Consider the following 17663-nt stretch of genomic DNA (forward strand, 5'->3'; position numbering starts at 1 on the left):
GCCTTGCTCGCATATTTCGCGATACAGGAGTGAGGCGTTGGTGCAGCCTTCGTTCCAACGGCGAATGAGACGGTACCTCTGCGCGGGCATAGCGCCGTGCTGCCGACCGTCCCATTCCAAGTTCCCGGCCAAGATCGCTGATTGAACGGCCCCGTGCGAACAGTTGCTGAACCTCTCGGTGGCGTTGACGGGTCCGAGTCGCCAGCCACTTCTCACGGCCGGTGTCAGGGTCGACCGTGGATGGAGGGAGCGGTGGCCAAGCGTCTGGCAGAGGGGGCGGTCAGCGCCGGTGGCACGAGGCAGGCACGGTGGGCGATGACGGTTCGTTCAACAGCGTGTGCGAGGTTGTCCCATAAATGCCAGCGATCGGCTACTTGTAATGCTTGAGGTGCACCCGCGTTCGCCGCTTCAGCGTAGCCGCCAGCCCGGTCCCTGCAAATTATTTCGTCCCCCGGGTGCTCGGACAGCCAACTGGCTACCAGTTCTTTCTCCTGCCCTGGCGGCAGATCCACGACCTTGCGACCTTCGGCGTTGACCAGGACGGTCCCGTACTTCCTGTCGCGTTTGGTCGCAAAATCCTCTATCCCTAGAACTCTTGGCTCCAGCAAGGGAGGGTCAGGTAACGCACCCAGCATACTGAGCAGGGCAGTTCGGCTGACGGTGACGTGGAGTTCCGCCGCCAGTCTGGCGCCAGCCCGGCCGGCGAGGGCCAAGGCTATTTCGTGGAGCATCCCAGTCGGTATGGCAGTGCGCCGTCCGTAAGGAACAGTCAGGCCGTCAATCTGTTCAGCAAAGGACCGGCGTCTGCGCTCAACTGCATGGCGCCGCTACTCGATCGATCGCTGCCCTGTGCTGCTACCGGCCGGGCGAGCTGTCCCGGCTGATCTACCGGCCCCGTCGTCACCGCAAGCACCGCGGTAAGGGCCGCAACAGCTTTGCCTGAACCGACTACCGCGACCTCATCGTGCGCGCTCACATCCAGCTCAAGGCCCCCATCGTCCTCATCTGGGACAATCTCAACACGCACCGGACCGCCGGGATGCGCCGTTACGCGGCCGACCACGACTGGCTCACCATCATCTACCTCCCCTCCTGTGCACCGGACTTGAACCCGGCGGAGGGCGTCTGGTAATTGCTGCGGCGCGGCGGCTGGCTGGCCAACGTCACCTTCACGGACGACGACCACCTCGAACACACCCTCCGCCGCGGCCTACGGCACATCCAGCACCACTCCGAACTCATCGACGGCTGCCTCACCGGCACCGGACTCAGCCTGACCAGCCAAGCGACAACACCCCGAACAGATCAGTAGGCACTGTTCTGAGTTCAGATCATGTGGTGGGTTGGAGGCTGCGGAGCCACAGGATGGCGCCGCGTAGGTGGAGTCCGACGAGGTGGGCCACTGGTGTCATATTCACCTGACTGGGCAGCATCCGAGGGCTCGTACCAGAGGCTCGTCATCGGGGAGCGCATGGTCCAGCCCAGCGAGGAGTAAAGGGCCCGGCCCTCGGGCGTGCCGACCAGGAGGCCAGTCTTTGCACCGGCCTCGTACGCGGTGCTCTGCAGCGTGCGCATCACCAGGCCGCCGAGGCCCTTGCGCCGGTGCTCGGCGGCGGTCTCGACCTGGTCGACCACGACATGGGCGCCTACCTGGGCGATCTGTCCACGGGCGGCGAAGTGCCCGGCACGCGTGCGGACCAGTACTCGGCTGACGCCGCCCCGGGTCCAACTGGTGAGCGTGTATCCGGCCGGCACCTCAGGGCGCTCCGGTGTCAGGTGACAGGACATCAGAAAACCGGGACTGTCGCGCCGCCAGCCCGGCCCGACCCAGGGCAGGACCGCCTGGTCCTCGGCGAACAGCTTCAGCCACGTCCCGGGCGCGCTCGTCCCGGCGGCGATCTTGCGCACATCGGTCTCGGAGGGCTCCGGCAACACGTGCCGGGCGACGTGCTTGGGCTGCCCGACGTCGATCGTCCACCCCCATGACTCGTCGACCGGGTCCGAGCTGCCGCGGGAGACGACCCAGCCGTTGATCCACATCCGCACGAGCTCACTGATCCTGGTGTCCGGCATCGTAGCCCGTCCCCCTGAATGGTAATAGGTGATATTGCAAAATGAACCTTACACACCAGGCGCGGGATTTGACCATAGGAGCAGGTCGCTTGGCCAAGGACCACGAGCGATTGCCACGGGTAGCCACTGGGACTGTTCCAAATTCGGATCGCCGACGTCAGCCGATCACTTCGGTGGTCGGCTCCGTTCGTGTGTCCTGCGCGCTCAACCAGGCCCGAGTTCACGGTCGAACTGGGCGTCCAGTGCCGCCGCGGCCTGGTCCCTGCGCCGGTCCACAAGGTCCGCGAGGATGGGCGACAGCAGAGCGCTCGGCCGGGGTGAGTTCGTCCATAGTCGCTTCGATGGCGTCACGGACGCGCTCGGCCACGTCCCGGGCGCTGATGGACTCGATCTCGACGGGCCCGACCGTGTCGAGCCGAGTGCGACCAGGCGCCGGACCGAAGCCCGGGTCTCCTCCGGGGGCATGTGGAGTTCGGCGATCAACCAGTCGAGATCGCCGTACGGGAAGCAGACATCCCCCAGCCACCGGCACCGCATGTAGACACCGACGTCGGCCGACGACAGACGGACATCGGTCACCGGCCGGTGGGGTACGGCGAGCACGTACGGCTCGCTGGCGTCCGAGTGTGATACTGGTGGGCTCGCGTATTCAACTGTCGCCGGTTCTCCGCGGGGTCCAGCCGGGTGGTGACCGCCAGTGGTCTCCGGCGGCGTATCGGCTCCAGGTGCCTCCGGCCTCGGACGCGAGCTGGGCTGTGGTGACCCGGCAGTCGCATCACCACCGGCCTTGACCGCATCGGCTCCGTACTCGCCGGCACCGAAGGCGCCAGCGCGTTTGGACAACACCTGCTCCCATTCGCGCCGGAGATCTGCCTCGAATCGGTCGAGGGCCCATCCCCGCGGGTGCAGGGAGCAGTGAAGCTCCGCCATCTTGATTCTGGATGGTCAGGACCTCCGGTGTGATAGCGGGTGTGCCTGCTCGGGCTGATGGTGGGGCAGTGTCCAGTATGTAGATCGTCGGGCAGGGCGGTTCGCCTGTCCCGGTCCGCCGCCTCGTTCTCCTCCCTACGATCCGCCGCATGATGGATCCCGAGGTGCAGGAGCGGATCCCGGTACGCCGCGCGAAGTTGGACGATCTGGAAGAACAGCTGGTCAAGCAGTTGGCCTAGGTACGGGCCGAACGCGAGGACCTGGCGGCGGCGGAGCGGGTCCTGGCTCGGATGGGCGAGCAGCTCGCCGCCGAACGGGCCGCGACGGCGCCGGCTGTCGCGCAGGTGGGCGGGGAGGGGGTGCTGCTGATCCCGCACCGCGCCGCGGGGATGGCCGATACCGCGCTCCCGCCGGAGTACCAGCGCATTCTCGCTTCCGTCCGCGCTGCCGGCGGGCCGGTCATGGTCCGGCAGGTGGGCGAGGCGCTCGGGCTGGACACCGGGGTGCGGGGCAAGCCGGAGCCGCTGCGCGGGAAGCTGACGAAACTGGCCGGTCGCGGCTGGCTGAACAAGCGTCCCGACGGGCGGTTCACCGTCCGCCCGTGACCTGCGGTTCCCTGGGGCGGACGTAACGGCGGTGCCTCCAGGGCTCGTTGGGAATGTGTGAGCAAAACCGAAGAGCGCGCCGGGGATACCGTGTCCCTTGTCTACCAGTGCCGTCTGCCGCTGTCCATGAGCACCGTCAACCACCTCGCCGCGCTGCTGCGGCGTCACCTGAAATCGATAGGTTCGCGCTGGCGGTCGCTGCCGCCGGGGAAGATCGCGGTGATCGTCCTGGCCGTGCTCCGCCACGATCAGCGTCTGGCCGGCATGGCCGGCGGCAACAACATCGCCGAATCCACCGTCCGCCGCTGGCGCGACGAGATGATCCACCTGCTCGCCGCCCGCGCGTACACGGCCGACCAGCGCGCGAAGGTCGACGTCCTCGCCTCGGTGCTGGAGGACATCGCGGAGAACGGCTACCCGTCCCCGGAGACGGGCGTGCTGTGGGAGGAAGCCCGCGACACCCACCTGGAGCGCCTCGCCGGTGAGCAGCCCCGTGTCGCCTGAGCACGCACCGCGCCGGTCCCAGGTCGTCCTGGTGGAGCCCGCGCTGAGCCAGCCGGCGAAGCTCACGGCCACCGAGACACACCGCCTGGACCGCGCGATCGTCGCGGTCAGCGTCAACCCCGAGCCGGGCACCCCGGTTCCCGACACCCTGCTGCGCGACTACGTCGACGACATCGACGGGGTCCGCGTCATCTACTATGTCACGGCCCTTCGACCGTGGCGTCGTCGCATACGTAGCAGCCTGAGCCGCACCCGAAGGCATCCAGCAGCCCAACACAGAGCCGCTGGGGCCTTTGTTGTGCCTTGCTGGGCTTCAAGGTCAAGCGCGCTCGCACCCGCCCGCGGCCGACAAGACCTCGTGCACGGACTTTCGGGACTGGGCGGCGCGCACCGGCTGCTGGAGCCGGACGGAACGGGTCCTGCTGACGCGGGACCAGGTCGAGGAGTACGGACTGCCGCCCACGGTAGGTAAGGCGTCCGACCCGCGGTGGGTGGCATGGGCGCGGCGCCACGGCGTCAGCCGGCGAGCGCAGGTCCGTACGGGGTCGGCGATGGCCGCCCAGTGGTCCAGCAGGTAGAAGGGGCCGTCCGGCAGAAGCTCCGAACGAACCGGCGTAACCCCGCGCCCAGGCACGCACTGCGTCCAGGCACGCGCAAGGCCCGCGGCCAACCCGGCCGCGGGCCCTTGCCCTGGACTTCCTCGTACGGATGCTGTCCTCCCCCGGAGGGGACGGCGGGAGGCGAGCCCCACGCTCGGGCCGCCTACTTGGGGTCCCGGTTGAACTGCGCCATGGACCAGCGGTAGCCGAGGACCGTGAGGCCGACGCTCCACGCGAGGGCGAGCCAGCCGTTGTGGCCGATCTCGGTGCCGAGGAGGAGGCCGCGGAGGGTCTCGATGGCGGGAGTGAAGGGCTGGTACTCGGCGATGGGCTGGAACCAGCCCGGCATGGCGTCGACGGGGACGAAGGCGCTGGAGATCAGCGGCAGCAGGATCAACGGCATGGCGTTGTTGCTGGCCGCCTCGGCGTTCGGGCTGCCCATGCCCATCCCTACGGCGATCCAGGTGAACGCCAGGGTGACCAGGGCGAGGAGCCCGATGGCCGCGAGCCACTCCAGGGCGGTGGCGTCGGTGGAGCGGAAGCCGATGGCCACGCCCACGGCACCGACGAGGACGACGCTGATGAGGGCCTGCACCACGCTGCCGACGACATGCCCGAAGAGGACCGAGCTGCGGTGGATGGCCATGGTGCGGAAGCGGGCGATGATGCCCTCGGTCATGTCGTTGGAGACGGACACGGCCGTGCCGATCGTGGTGGAGCCGATGGTCATCAGGAGCAGGCCGGGGACGATGTAGGCGATGTAGGCGGAGCGGTCCCCGCCGCCGATGCCCGCGCTCATGGTGTCTCCGAAGATGTATACGAAGAGCAGGAGCAGCATGATCGGGGTCATGAGCAGGTTCAGCGTGAGCGACGGATAGCGCCGGGCGTGCAGGAGGTTGCGGCGCAGCATGGTGGAGGAGTCGCGCACGGCGAGGGAGAGGGAGCTCATCGGACGGTCTCCTTGGACTGAGCGGGCTGAGCGGACTGGTCGGGGGTGGTGGTGTCGCCGGTGAGGGCGAAGAACACGTCGTCCAGGTCCGGGGTGTGGACGGTGAGTTCGTCGGCCTCGATGCCGGCGATGTCCAACTGGTCGAGGATGGCGCGCAGTTCGCGCTGACTGCCGCCGCTGGGGATCTGCAGCGAGAGCGCTTCGTCGTCGTTGGCGGCATCGCTCAGGGTGAGGGCCGCGCGGTAATAGGCGGTGGGGTCGGTGAAGCGGAGGCGGATGTGTCCGCCGGGGATGAGCCGTTTGAGTTCTTCGGCGCTTCCTTCGGCGGCGATCTTGCCGTTGTTGAGTACGGCGATGCGGTCGGCGAGTTCGTCGGCTTCTTCGAGGTATTGGGTGGTGAGGAAGACGGTGACGCCGTCGTTGACGAGTGCGCGGATGATGCTCCACATGTTGTGGCGGGAGCGGGGGTCGAGGCCGGTGGTGGGCTCGTCGAGGAAGATGATCCGCGGATTGCCCACCAGGGTCATGGCGATGTCGAGGCGGCGCTTCATGCCGCCGGAGTAGCTGGCGGCGGGTTTCCTGGCGGCCTCGACCAGGTCGAAGCGCTCCAGGAGTTCGGCGGTGACGCGGCGTCCTTGGGCCTTGGGGAGGTGGTGGAGGTCGGCCATGAGGAGCATGTTCTCCTCGCCGGTGATCAGGCCGTCGACGGCGGAGAACTGCCCGGTGACGCCGATCGTGGAGCGGACGGCCTGGGGGTGGGTGGCGAGGTCGTGGCCGCCGATGTGGATGGCGCCGGAGCCCTCGCCGGGGGAGATGAGGGTGGAGAGGATCTTCACGGCGGTGGTCTTGCCCGCACCGTTGGGACCCAGCAGCGCGAAGATCGTGCCCTCGGGGACGGTGAGGTCGATGCCGTCGAGGACGGTCTTGTCGCCGTAGGACTTGCGCAGCCCGTGCGCAGCGATGGCCGGATCGGTCATGAGAGGGAGCTCCTTCGGTGGCTTCGGGTGGTCACAGGCTGCTGGCGGTGATGTCGCCGTAGGCGGTGGAGGCGTGGATGTGCAGAGCGGCACCGGCACCGTCGGTGTTGTGCAGAGAGTTGCGAACCCGGCCGTAGTGGGTGCCGGCGTCCAGCGAGGCGGAGACGCCGCGGGCGGCGCCGACGGAGACGTCGCCGTGCTCGGTGCGCAGCGTGACCTTGCCGCGCACGGCCTCGCTGACCGTGAGGCTGCCCTTGAGGGTGCTGATCTCGCCGTCACCGCTCAGGCGGCCGACCGAGACGTCACCGGCGGTGAGGGCCAGGCGGACGTCCTGGCCCTCGTCGAGCTTGACCGTGCCCTGCGCGGCCTCGAAGACGACGTCGCCGAGTCGTCCCACGCCCCGGAAGTCGGCGGCGGCCGCCTTCGCCTCGACGCGGGAGCCCGCGGGCAGTTGGAGGGTCACCTCGATGGATCCGGTGGTGCCGAGGATCTGCTTCCTCACCGGCGGCCCGTCGATCCGCAGGACGCCGTCGTCGCCGTACTCGACGGTGGTCTGTTCGGCCGCCTTCACGTCGCGGTTCTTCGAGGCGTCCGCGGGCCGGACCTCCACCGTCGCGTCGTCGCGGTCGGCGGCGATGACCTGGATGCGTCCCGCAGGGATGTCGAGAACGGCGGCGGCCGGGGCGGGGACGGCGAACTTCTGCATGGTGTGCTCCTTCGTCTGTGTCGCGAGGCCCGTTCGGCGCCCTGCGCTTTCTGATGATGAAAACGCTACGTTGCATTCATAGTTTCGGCAAGCAATGCGTTGCGTACTAACAGCGTTAGTGCAGGTAGATGGCTTTAATTCGTTGCAATGGTTTCGAGGCTAATGCAACAACACTCTGCCGTTTCGTTGCAACGAGTTGTAAGTGAACGCTATGCTGAGGGGCATCTGGAGCCCACGGAAGGGCCTCTTGCGCCCACGAAGGAGAGATCGCGATGCCGGGAGGCAGACTCACCCAGCAGGAACGCCAGCAGATCGCGCTGGGACTGGCCGACGGCCTCGCCTACGCGGAGATCGCCCGAGGCCTCGACCGCCCGACCTCGACGGTCACGCGGGAAGTGATGCGCAACGGCGGCCCCACCGGCTACCGCGCCGACCTCGCCCACCGCGCCACCGAACACCGTGCCCACCGCCGCAGGCAGGTGGCGCCCAAGGGAGTGGCTTCGCCGCAGCCCCACGGGCGCGACCTCGAAGCCGTGCGCGACTTCGAGGAGGTGTTCACCACCGTCATGATGGCCTCGGGCATGCCCAAGATGATGGCCAGGGTGCTGACCTGCCTCACCCTGACCGACTCGGGCAGCCTCACCGCCTCCGAGCTCGTCCAGCGTCTCCAGGTCAGCCCGGCGTCCGTCTCCAAGGCGATCACGTTCCTCGACGAACAGGGCTTCGTCCGCCGGCAGCGCGACGAACGCCGCCGCGAACGCTATGTCGTCGACGACGACATCTGGTACCACTCGATGATGGTCAGCGCCCGGTCCATGTCCCAGGTCGTAGCGACCGCCCGGCAGGGCGTCTCCGTCCTCGGCCCCGACACCCCGGCCGCCGCCCGCCTGGAGAGTGTCGCCCGCTTCCTCGACTTCGTCTCGGAGAGCATCACCCGCGCCGCGGACCAGGCCCGCGACATCCTCCACGCGAAGCCGCAGCCCGATAGGACAGATGAGGCCGGTGAGGTAGATACAGGCGAGGTAGATACAACCGATAAGCCCGAGGTGTCGTAGAGATCGAGGGAGTACGGAACACCGACCGCGACCTCGGAGAGCGCCACAACCGGCCACCAAAGAACCAGACGAACGGTTTCCTTCAAGTCATTCTCCTGGCGGGGTGTCCGGGCTGGACGAGGGCGGCAGCCCACCCTCTACGACCGGCGCGCGACCGGGTTCGAGCGCGCCTCGGCCGCGGTTCGAGCATGTCCCGCCACGCTTTGCCGGTCGGCCGTCCCCCGGACCCCGCCTAATGCTGTCGCCGCGGACAAGACATCCCACGCCGATAAGAGTCAAGCCGCAGTGGCGGAACGGTCATCCGGATGGATCGGAAATGCCTTGAGCTCGTCGTAGAGCTGGCCGTGCTGGAGGCAGTGGAAGAGCATGCCCATGAAGCGATTGAAGAGATTGCGTTGTGCCGCGACGTGCCGGTCACCGGCTTCCCTGCGGCGGTCGTAATGGGCCCTCGCGCCTGCTGACTTGGTAAGCGATACGAAGGCCCACACGTAGCCTGCGGCTGCTAGCCTCTGATTCTTGATCCTCCGGCTCATAACCGTGCGACTCTTACCACTTGCCCGCGTAACTGGGGCACTTCCGGCGTATGCCTTGAGCGAGTCGGCGCTCGCAAATCGGGTCCGGTCATCACCGATTTCCGCCAGGACGCGGGCGCCGGTTAAGGATCCGAGTCCTGGAAAGCTGCGGATGACCGATGCATCAGGATGTTCTTCGAATGCGGCAGCCGTAGATTCCTCGAGCTGATCCGCATTGAGGCAGGCGGTGTTGAGCTGTCTGAGTAGAGCAGTTGTCTGCTGGCCAAACGCCGCTTCCACCTGCGGAAGCTGGTGCAGATAGTCGCGTTGGAACACTTCATGGAGCCGGTCGGCTTCAGCCTCGATACCGCGTACTCGGCCGGCCTTCTTGAGTAAAGACTGCAATCGACGCCGCGTGAGCGATGCAGCCATGGTCGGCGTCGGGGCGGCGGCAAGGATGGTTCGGGCTTCCCGTGCGCACAGCCCGTGCTTGTGAGCGGCGAACGCGTCCAGGATGGCCGGGTAGAACTCGTGCAGCTGAGAGCGGAGCTTGTTGCTGGCCTGGCCGCGGTCCCAGACGGCATCCTGTTGTGCTCGGGCAAGCACCGCGATGGCCTGCACGAGCTCGGAGTCCGCAGGCAGTGGTCGGTGAGCGGCCATGTCGGTCCGCAGGATATTCGCCAACACCGCGGCGTCGATGGCGTCGGATTTCCTCCGGGCTACGGAGTGACGATCCCGGTAGCGAGCAACCGCAAGCGGGTTGATTGCGTAAACGGGGCGGCCGGTGGCCCGAAGACGCGCGACGAGAAGTCCACGGGACGTCTCGATCGCAACTGGAATCATGGCGTCAGCGCGGTCGCCGTGCTCGCCCAGCAGGGCGATCAGCTGAGCAAATCCCTCTGCATCATCACTGATCCGCTGCTTGGCCAGTTGCGTCCCGCCGGCATCGACCAGCGCAATATCGTGGTGATCTTCTGCCCAGTCCACCCCGCAGAACACGGGCGCCGGTAACGCGGTGACCTCCATGTGATCCTCCTCTGACGGGCTCTTTTCCAGTACCGAGTCTGTGCAGGGTGCGCGTGCTCCCTAATGGAAGTGCTCAAGGGACGTCATCCCACCAGCCGTTCGCAACCCCAGCAAGCCGTGCGGCCCTCGGTCTGCTTCAGAGCTGAGACTCAGGCAATGGAGAGAGGTGATCCACACGGCCAGCTCGGACTGCGAACAGCGAATCGCGTTAACGATGGGCCAGGAGTGCAGTGACGGAACGTGCTCATAACCGTCACCAGTGATACCGCTCGGGCACGTTTGTCGATACTCCTCTGCCTCACCTTGAACGAACGCTGTTGGGCGCGGTAGCGGCTTCGTCTTGTCAATAGGACTCGAAGGTCCGGGCATACTCAAAGGCTCGCTACCGCGCCCCGAAGGACGGCGAGGCCGTCACCCATGAACGGGGCTCAGGACCAACCTTCGGGTTCCATTAGGCCTACTCGTCCTCCCGGTCAACCGCTCTTACCTGCGCAAACGCAACATCAAGGCAGTCACCCCGGAGAAGAAGGACCAGGCTGCCAGTGGAAATGGTGGAACAGCGGGGGCGGTGACGGTACCCGACGCCGGCTTAGGTCCTGGGCGCGCCGCTTCCAGGGAATCCGCCGCACCGTCCCCTCCCACGCCTGACCCACCCCAACCGCCCACGTTCCTTGAGGTGTCTGATGGTTCCATATATCCGCTGACCTGCTCAGACAGCCCCTGGGACCCCAGGCAACCGGCTCCCGGGTCCACTACGACGAAGCAGTTACGCCGGATCCGATCACTCCTTATGGCGCCGCAAAAGCCGCGGCCGAGTCCGCGATCCGCCTGCTGGCCCCTGCAGCCGTACCGGCTGGGGGTCACGGAATCATTGTCCGTAGCGGGTCCGCAGCGAGACGGACCGGCTCCGCGAACGCGGCCTCATAGGCAGGGCGGGCGAAGACGTACGGGCCCATGGCGAGCTCCCCCCACTCCTTGCGGAAGGGCTGCCGAAAGGAGGACCACGTGACGGTTTCGGGAGTGGTGGTGATGACGGTTCGCAGGGGCCAGCAGCCCCAGACGCCGCACGAACAGCCCAGAACCGGAGTGGTGCCGGCGGAGGGATCGGCGAACTCCTGTGCCGGGTCGCCGAGGAAATGGCGTGCGGGGTCACCGACCTCGGCCAGAGTGAGGCCGTCGTGCTGGCGGAGCAGGAAGCGCTGTTCCTCCTCGGCCGTGCCGTCGTCTTTGCGCTCCCGGCGCCAGAGGCCGCGGGTGGCGTCGGCGGCGTACACGCGCAGATCGGTGCCGTCGATACGGACGCCCCACTGCAGGTCCGGCACTTGTTCGCCAATGGGGTAGTTCAGGAACTCGATGCACTGCATGGCCGCCATCTTCTCGTACCTGTGGCCTGACCCGAATTGTCGGCCCTCTAGCGACTGTGTGCCTTCCGTGAAAGTCAGGTTGTTTGAGAACACCGGCACTCGGCATCCTCGAACGACCCGGCAACCCGGCGGGTCGGCACGGTCTGTCGCCATGGCGGCGTTGTGCCGTCCAGGAGCACGCGTGTCAGATTCCGATTCTTCCTTTGGCTCCCCGGGGCATCCACTGAGGCGGATTCATCGGAGGGTGCCATGCGGCAGGACGTCAAGGACGAGATTATTCATCTGCGGTCCGCGGGGGTGGACCTGGGTAAGCGTTTCCTTGTGGTTTGCGTGCGCACGCCCAGCACGCGGCGGGCGGGGACCTGGAGCCTGCCAGCATCTTCAGGACGGCAATGGCGCCCGTCTGGAGGTGGGACTCGTCGCGCCCGAGCAAAGCAGGAGCGTCCGAAAATGTCTTCCACGGATCAGAGTCTGTCTTTCGACCTCAGCGTTGTAGGAACCGTCTCCGCAGCAGGCGTTCGGGACCTGGGCGTCTCGACGGGCGGCATGCCCGCTGCTGCGCCGCGCCCGTCAATCCGTGCTGGGGAGGGTTCCGTCCTGCGGGTCGTGCCCGTCGGGGCCCTGCGCGAGGCGGGCTCGACGCGGCTGCACGCGCCTGGTGATCAGCATGCCCGCCACCAGGGCGTGCGGCGCCAGCCACGGCTCCGCGATGCCCCGCTCGGTGAAGGACCGGGCGATGTGCTCCTTCAACGTGAAGAAGGTGAGTGCCCGTTGGGGGTTGCACAGCGCGCGGGAGACCCCTTCGTCCACGCCCCAGCGCCGCAGCGCGGGCGCCGGTTCCCCGGCGGCGGCCAGCCGCGCTCCCTCGCCCAGCCAGGCGGTGTCGGTCGTGGCGTGCCGTTCCAGCCAGGCGACGTGGAAGGCCTCCGTTTCGCACTGCAGCGCGTCGAGCTCACCGATCGCCTCCAGGTGCGAGCGGGGCATGGGGCTGTACACCAGGTCCGGGTCCAACGCCTGCCAGGAGAAGGGCCGGGCATGCTCTGACAGATCGGTGGCGGCCTCCGTGGCTTTCATCGGTACGCACAGGAGACGGCGTGTGGACCGCTGCTTGCCCGGTTTGAGCTGCTCCAGCAGCCAGCCTGTCCGGACCGCGGCCGGGGGATGCGTGCAACCGCGGTGGATGAACAGCGTCCGCTCCGCCACGTGCAGGGCCATCATGGCCATCAGCGCGGCCATGGTGGCCCGTTCCAGCATGACCATCGATTCCCACTGGCCGTGGCTTTGCTTATCACTGGCTCGTCTGGTGGCCTGGAAGGCGAGCCGGTCCGCGTCCCGTTCCCTGCGGTCGTCCGCGGAGCAGGCCGGGAGGTGCTCGCCCGGCGCGAACGCGCTCGGGCCGTGGGAGTGCCCGAGAACGTGGTGGGCCATCTCATGGCCGACGACGAAGCGATAGGCGAGGTGACTGAGTTGCGCGGCGTACTGCTCGCCCTCCGGGCTGAGCCGCACCCCCAGCTGCGTCGACACGGCCAAGGCCCGCTGATGGGCGGTGTGGTAGCGCAGCAGGGCGGTGAGCACGTCCTCGTACCCGAAGACCTCCCCCTTGCCCAGGTCGCGCAGCAGCCGCCACAAGGCCGTGGGCCGTGACGTGGCGTGGGACCTCGTGTCGGCGCAGAGAGCGAGGTACTGGCAGTAGCTGGAGCACATGCCGAAGATCCCGTCGGCGACGATGACCAGGCCCGAGCCGTCGTCGAAGGGGGTCATCTGGGCCGACACGGCTTGGTCGAGCGTGGTGACGACACGTACCGATTCGAGCCGGGCGGCGCTCGCCCCGAGGTCGGCCATCGCGGCCCTCAACTCCTCGCCCACCATGTCCACGAAGCCGATGGACAGGTCGGTGCCCGGCTTGCACCAAGGATTCTGTCGCCAGCTGGTGGAGTAGTCGTCGAGCTGTCGCAGCAGGTCGTGGGCCCCTAGTTCCCGCAGTTGCCGCCGCTTCTCCGCCAGCGCCGCCTCGCGGTCCGCCTGGAGGAGCGCGCGCTTGCGGTCCGCCAGGGTCTTCATGGGCGCGCGGGCGCGTTGTGGCAGAAGGTGCCGAGTCCCACCCTGGCGACGAGGACGGCAATGAGGGTGGCCGTCGTCGGGTCGCCGATGGACTGCTGTAGCAGTTCCTGGAGGGCGTAGGCGTCGAGGAGCCGGTCCGAACCGGTGGTGCCCATGAGCGCCTGGGCCCGTTCGTGATGACAGATCTTGCTCTGCAGTTCCCGGTGCTTGTTGGCGAACCACTGCTGCCCGAACCGACGTTTGTCCTCGTCGTCAGCGGGGGAGAGCCCCACGCCCTCACCCAGGAGCTCCGCCCCCAGCAAGGCGTACAGCTCGTCGTCGCTCCTGCTCCAGTACTCCTCGACGGTCATGTGATCCCGTCCCCCCGTCGCCCCCGAGCGGTTCTCGCCGTGACCCGCTGCCATCTGCTACGGGAGCATAAGGCCCGCCGCTTCCTGCGGTGCGCGGGAACGACGAACTGTGCACGGATGCGGCCGGAGCGACAGCGGGGGTGCGTGTGGGGGAGTCCCGTGTACCGGACGAAGAGGGCGCCGAACGTCCCGGCGTCGCGGTACCCGACGCCGGCGGCGATGCTCGCGACGGTCCTCCCGGTCGTTTCCAGCGGGGCTTGGCCCGGCGCACCCGGGCGGTGTGCAGATATACGAGGGGCGTCTGGCTCAGCTCGTCGCGGAAGCGGCGCAGCATGGTCTTGGTGCTGACCTGGAACGCCAGGGCGCGGGCGGGCAGGTCGTAGCGCGCCATGAGGTTCTGGTCGAGTCACCGTTTGACGCCGAGCGAGAAGCCGCTGCCCACGGCGGGCAGGCGGTCCAGGGTCGACGTAGGCGGACTGCGTGGAGCGCGCGTCGTCGAGGAGCGCGACGCGCGCGGTGGCGCGGGCCACGCGGAGGCCGTCGTGCTCGCGGACGAGGCGCAGCGCGAAGTGCATCGCGCTGGAGGCCGCCGTGGTCGTCACGCCGCCGTCGGTGGCGACGAGTTGCTCGGAGCGGATGCGCACGTCGGGGTACCGGCGGGCAAGCCGGTCCGCGTACGGCCAGGACGTCGTCGCCTCGCGCCCGCGCAGCAGACCCTCCTCCGCCGGCAGAACGCGCCGACGCAGACGGAGACGACCGTCGTGCCCACCGTGGCCCGCGCGCGGATCGCGGCCGCCTCCGGCTCAAGGCGCGCCAGGGCTGCGCCGACGTCGTGTGCGGGCGGCACCTCGAAGCCCGGCACGACGAGCACGTCCGCTGGGCGCACCGCCGAGACGTCGAGGCGCGAGCCGCCGGACGCGGTCACGCGCCGGCGGAGCGAGACGCCCGACGCCTCAGCCGACCAGCGCCTCAGCCGACCAGCGCCCCGCCCGTCGACAACTTCGGCCAGGCGGTACGCGTGAGAGCGACACGACTGCGCGGATGCAGCGTTCGGTGTCCCGGCCGTCGATGAACCAGGTCACCTCGATGCCTCTCTCAACGGCAGGGGCGACCGGCAGGCCGCGGAGGCGGTGCGCTGCCGAATTGACTGGAAGTACTGTCTGGTACGCCACGAGGCGCCGCTACTTCGGGTGGGGGTGAAAGACCCCCGCTGCTGGACTGTCGCAGCAGACCGGTGAAGCTGAGGGCAGCCTGATCGCGGAGACGCGCGGGAGGGCGGCAAGCAGCCCTGACAACAACGGGACGTGCTGGTACTGCCAGACGGTGCGGGCCCGGCAAGCGAGACGAGAAGCCGTACGAGAGGAACCAGTGCCTGAAACCTCGTAACGCTTCCACCGGCTCCAATCTGGCGGATCTGGGCCGGGAGCAGTACGCGCGACTGCATAAGGCAGGTGGTCGCGACTCCGTGACCGGTGAAGAGTGCCGGTCGGGGAGGCCGTGCCGTCAGCAGCACGCGGTCAGCGCCCACTCCATTTGGCAGAGGAGATTCCCGCACACGTGTTCGCAGGTGCCCATCCGTACCGTTACAGATCAGTCACACCGCCTCCGGTCCCTATGGAGAGCGGGCAGTCTGCGGCCCATCACTCAACCCCAGACAAGGGACTCCACATGCTCAAGCGCGCCGCCTGGACACTCCTGCCCATTCTCACCGCCGGGCTGCTCTCCTTCGCGCCGTTCCTCTACCTCACGCTCACCCGCCGCACTGCTCGTGACCGCCGCCTGCTCGCTGTGTTCGCCGCGGGAACAACGGTCGAAGTCGTCATCCTCGCCCTGGTTGGAGCGGACAAGGTGGAGGGCGTCCCCGACTTCCTCGGCGGCGTCTACATCGTCGTCCTGGCCACTGTCGCCGCGATCATGGCGTGGATCGAGATGCGCCCCGGCAAAGAGGCCGCCGCCCTCCCGGGCCGCGCCTACCTCTAGTAACCCCACCTGAGGACTACCTCATGCGGAGATGAAGCGGCAGCCGTGCGTCGTCTTGGCCGGGGAGGCGCCGAGCGGCACTCAGCCGGCCACTCCCCTCAAGCACGTCACCAGATGTCCCGGCCCGCCGCCACGCCACTCGATCAGCGCGGACCGGACGACGTCGACCTCATCGAAGTTCTGGAGCCCGGCCTCCTGCATGAACCGGGCCACATCCTGCACCGAGTACGCGCGCCCCAAGATCGTGCCGTCGATGCGGACACGGCGGCTGCCGTCCTCGTCGGGTGGGTAGATCACTACGGGCACGCTGGAGACCATGACGCCAGCGTGCGGGCCGGGCGGGACACGTGCACGTCGACCTGCTCCAGCATGCCGAGCTCGGTGGCCGGCGGCCGAGACTGATCGGCTCACGACGACCCTGCTCGCGCCGACACCACTCGTCTTCGATCATGTGCCGCGAAGCTTGGTGGGGTAGCGAGCTGAGCGAGCGGAGTATCAGTATGGCGTTAGTGCATCGTGAGCAGTTCCCGGTCCGGATCGAGCGGTTCCTGCTGTGGTTGCAGGAGGCCGACGAGGACGTGATCGACGACTGGCCCGAAGGCGCGGACGGGTTGGTGTCGGCGCAGCACGGGCGGGTCGACATCAAGTCGGGAGGCCATACGCACACGGCCGCGTTCACGGTCGAGGTCTGGGACTCACCACCAGAGCCGGATCGCACCGCCTCCTGGGAGGCGACAGGGGAGATGGAGCTGGACTCCGCGACGGGGCAGCTTCAGTTCCACACGGCCGGCGGGCCGGACGAGAACGGAATCGACCTCGGCGTCGCGAACCAGCGATGGCGGCTGCGCGCTCACGTGGTGGGGCAGGAAGAGGTCGCGGCCCTTGCTGAGCAGGGCGTGCCCGATGGAGTGGAGCGATTCCTGCTGCAGTTCTGGCCGGTGTGACTGTTCCTGTGGGCGAGGGTACCCGCCCACAGGACGTGCAGGTCAGGACACCTTGATCAGGAAACCGTCGTCGGGGCCGTCGATGATGCGGTTCTTGGAGTAGAAGCCGCTCATGATCCTGCCAATCGCACTGCTTCTTGCCGCCCTCGGAGTAGCCAGCGCCCCATTCGGCCTTGCACACCTTGATCGCCTCATCCCGGTTCTCCTCCCGGCGTTTCTGGTCGTGATAGAGGCGGGTCAAGGGCTCCTTGGCGGTACGGCCGGGGATGTCCTTCTTGGTGTTGCTTGGTTCGGTCTTCTTGGGTTTGGTGTAGGCGTCCTTGATGTGCAGGGCCGCGACCCTCTCGGGCGCTCCGGCCTTGGTGCTGAAGGGCATCTTCACCGCGTAGCTGAACGCGGAACCGCCTTTGCCCTGGACCCGGCCAGATATTTCGCTGCGTCCCAGCGCGGAGCCAGGAAGAACGGTGAGCCCTTCAGGGCACCGCTCCGTGACGATCTGACGAATCGAACGCTGCGTAGTCCCCGCGGCACCGGCGCAGGCAAGCTGCAGGAACAGCGCCGCTCCGACCGCGATCTTCCAGCGAAGACCGGGAGAGGCGAGCAGCAGCGGGACTTGGGCCAACGGGGTGATCGCGAGCGCGATGAGCGTCATCGGCCCGGGCCCGTACCGGCGGGCGAAGGGCCGCCGTGGTGGGTCGCCGTGGTGGGACTCGGTGGCCAGGCCAGGAAGGACCACCTTCCCGCTCTGGCCGACTGCCGACTGCCGACTCGCCGAGCTCGTGGCCGTGTGCGACGTGGACCCGCAGCGCATGACCGCGCAAGCCGACCGGTGTCAGGTGCCCCGTCAGGTGCCCGGTGTCAGGTGCCCGGCTTCACCGACCCGACGCACCTGCTGGATCAGGTGCGACCGGACTTCGTCATCGCCGCGGCGCCGCACCACGTCGGCGGGAAGCCATCGAAGCGCGCGCCGAGGCGGGGGTGCACGTGACGAAGGAGAAGCCGTTCGCCACCGACCCGCACGGGGTTAC

The 17663-nt window shown here is 67.9% G+C and carries 17 protein-coding genes and 1 pseudogene; 7 read left to right on the plus strand and 11 right to left on the minus strand.

Annotated features, from left to right (window positions below):
- Positions 1-224: 224 nt before the first annotated feature.
- Positions 225-731, minus strand: a complete 507-nt coding sequence (locus tag ACWDVB_RS18070; protein WP_451611974.1) for an ISL3 family transposase — start codon at positions 729-731, stop codon at positions 225-227.
- Positions 732-835: 104 nt separating this feature from the next.
- On the opposite strand from ACWDVB_RS18070, the pseudogene ACWDVB_RS18075 reads away from it, so the two are divergent.
- Positions 836-1312, plus strand: a pseudogene (locus tag ACWDVB_RS18075) (transposase); the annotation flags it as partial.
- Positions 1313-1326: 14 nt separating this feature from the next.
- Here ACWDVB_RS18075 and ACWDVB_RS18080 read toward each other — a convergent pair.
- Both ACWDVB_RS18080 and ACWDVB_RS18085 read right to left on the minus strand, forming a co-directional pair.
- Positions 1327-2073, minus strand: a complete 747-nt coding sequence (locus tag ACWDVB_RS18080; protein WP_451515923.1) for a GNAT family N-acetyltransferase — start codon at positions 2071-2073, stop codon at positions 1327-1329.
- 204 nt (positions 2074-2277) lie between these two features.
- Positions 2278-2652, minus strand: a complete 375-nt coding sequence (locus ACWDVB_RS18085) for a hypothetical protein (RefSeq protein ID WP_451611975.1) — start codon at positions 2650-2652, stop codon at positions 2278-2280.
- 641 nt (positions 2653-3293) lie between these two features.
- Here ACWDVB_RS18085 and ACWDVB_RS18090 point away from each other — a divergent pair.
- Complete coding sequence (locus ACWDVB_RS18090) at positions 3294-3608, plus strand: hypothetical protein (protein ID WP_451515922.1); 315 nt, start codon at positions 3294-3296, stop codon at positions 3606-3608.
- Between the two features lie 57 nt (positions 3609-3665).
- The gene (locus tag ACWDVB_RS18095) at positions 3666-4112 is read left to right on the plus strand and encodes a hypothetical protein (protein WP_451515921.1); all 447 of its coding nucleotides are present in this window, start codon (positions 3666-3668) and stop codon (positions 4110-4112) included.
- 762 nt (positions 4113-4874) lie between these two features.
- Here ACWDVB_RS18095 and ACWDVB_RS18100 read toward each other — a convergent pair.
- Genes ACWDVB_RS18100 through ACWDVB_RS18110 form a run of 3 tightly spaced genes read right to left on the minus strand, consistent with a single transcriptional unit; the run spans position 4875 to position 7343 of the window.
- Positions 4875-5660 (minus strand): ABC transporter permease, encoded by a 786-nt coding sequence (locus tag ACWDVB_RS18100; RefSeq protein WP_451515920.1) that lies wholly within the window; start codon positions 5658-5660, stop codon positions 4875-4877.
- Complete coding sequence (locus ACWDVB_RS18105; RefSeq protein WP_451515919.1) at positions 5657-6637, minus strand: ATP-binding cassette domain-containing protein; 981 nt, start codon at positions 6635-6637, stop codon at positions 5657-5659. The genes ACWDVB_RS18100 and ACWDVB_RS18105 overlap by 4 nt, the downstream gene beginning before the upstream one ends.
- Positions 6638-6668: 31 nt before the next feature.
- On the minus strand, positions 6669-7343 hold the full coding sequence (locus ACWDVB_RS18110) for a DUF4097 family beta strand repeat-containing protein (RefSeq protein ID WP_451515918.1): 675 nt from the start codon (positions 7341-7343) through the stop codon (positions 6669-6671).
- Positions 7344-7615: 272 nt separating this feature from the next.
- Here ACWDVB_RS18110 and ACWDVB_RS18115 point away from each other — a divergent pair, with 272 nt between their 5' ends.
- The gene (locus ACWDVB_RS18115) at positions 7616-8398 is read left to right on the plus strand and encodes a helix-turn-helix domain-containing protein (RefSeq protein WP_451515917.1); all 783 of its coding nucleotides are present in this window, start codon (positions 7616-7618) and stop codon (positions 8396-8398) included.
- A 275-nt stretch (positions 8399-8673) separates the two neighbouring features.
- Here the strand turns inward: ACWDVB_RS18115 and ACWDVB_RS18120 are convergent, their stop codons facing one another.
- From ACWDVB_RS18120 to ACWDVB_RS18135, 4 genes are all read right to left on the minus strand, one after another.
- Complete coding sequence (locus ACWDVB_RS18120) at positions 8674-9936, minus strand: IS110 family transposase (RefSeq protein ID WP_451515916.1); 1263 nt, start codon at positions 9934-9936, stop codon at positions 8674-8676.
- A gap of 860 nt (positions 9937-10796) precedes the next feature.
- Positions 10797-11300: a hypothetical protein gene (locus tag ACWDVB_RS18125; protein ID WP_451611976.1), complete on the minus strand. Its 504-nt coding sequence runs from the start codon at positions 11298-11300 to the stop codon at positions 10797-10799.
- 570 nt (positions 11301-11870) lie between these two features.
- Positions 11871-13361, minus strand: coding sequence for a hypothetical protein (locus ACWDVB_RS18130; RefSeq protein ID WP_451515914.1), 1491 nt, complete (start codon positions 13359-13361; stop codon positions 11871-11873).
- Positions 13358-13711, minus strand: coding sequence for a hypothetical protein (locus tag ACWDVB_RS18135; protein WP_371657184.1), 354 nt, complete (start codon positions 13709-13711; stop codon positions 13358-13360). Before ACWDVB_RS18135 ends, ACWDVB_RS18130 begins: the two co-directional genes overlap by 4 nt.
- Positions 13712-14124: 413 nt before the next feature.
- Between ACWDVB_RS18135 and ACWDVB_RS18140 the strand changes: the two genes are divergently transcribed.
- Positions 14125-14733 carry a hypothetical protein gene (locus ACWDVB_RS18140; RefSeq protein ID WP_451515913.1) on the plus strand — a complete coding sequence of 203 codons (609 nt, stop codon included), beginning with the start codon at positions 14125-14127 and terminating at the stop codon, positions 14731-14733.
- Positions 14734-15379: 646 nt separating this feature from the next.
- Positions 15380-15691, plus strand: coding sequence for a hypothetical protein (locus ACWDVB_RS18145; protein WP_451515912.1), 312 nt, complete (start codon positions 15380-15382; stop codon positions 15689-15691).
- A gap of 81 nt (positions 15692-15772) precedes the next feature.
- On the opposite strand, the gene ACWDVB_RS18150 is transcribed toward ACWDVB_RS18145, so the two are convergent.
- Positions 15773-16009, minus strand: a complete 237-nt coding sequence (locus tag ACWDVB_RS18150) for a hypothetical protein (RefSeq protein WP_451515911.1) — start codon at positions 16007-16009, stop codon at positions 15773-15775.
- A gap of 29 nt (positions 16010-16038) precedes the next feature.
- On the opposite strand from ACWDVB_RS18150, the gene ACWDVB_RS18155 reads away from it, so the two are divergent.
- Entirely contained in the window at positions 16039-16635 is a 597-nt protein-coding gene (locus tag ACWDVB_RS18155; RefSeq protein ID WP_451515910.1) for a hypothetical protein, read from the plus strand.
- Positions 16636-17663: the final 1028 nt, after the last annotated feature.

The sequence above is a fragment of the Streptomyces sp. NPDC003379 genome, from assembly GCF_053589195.1.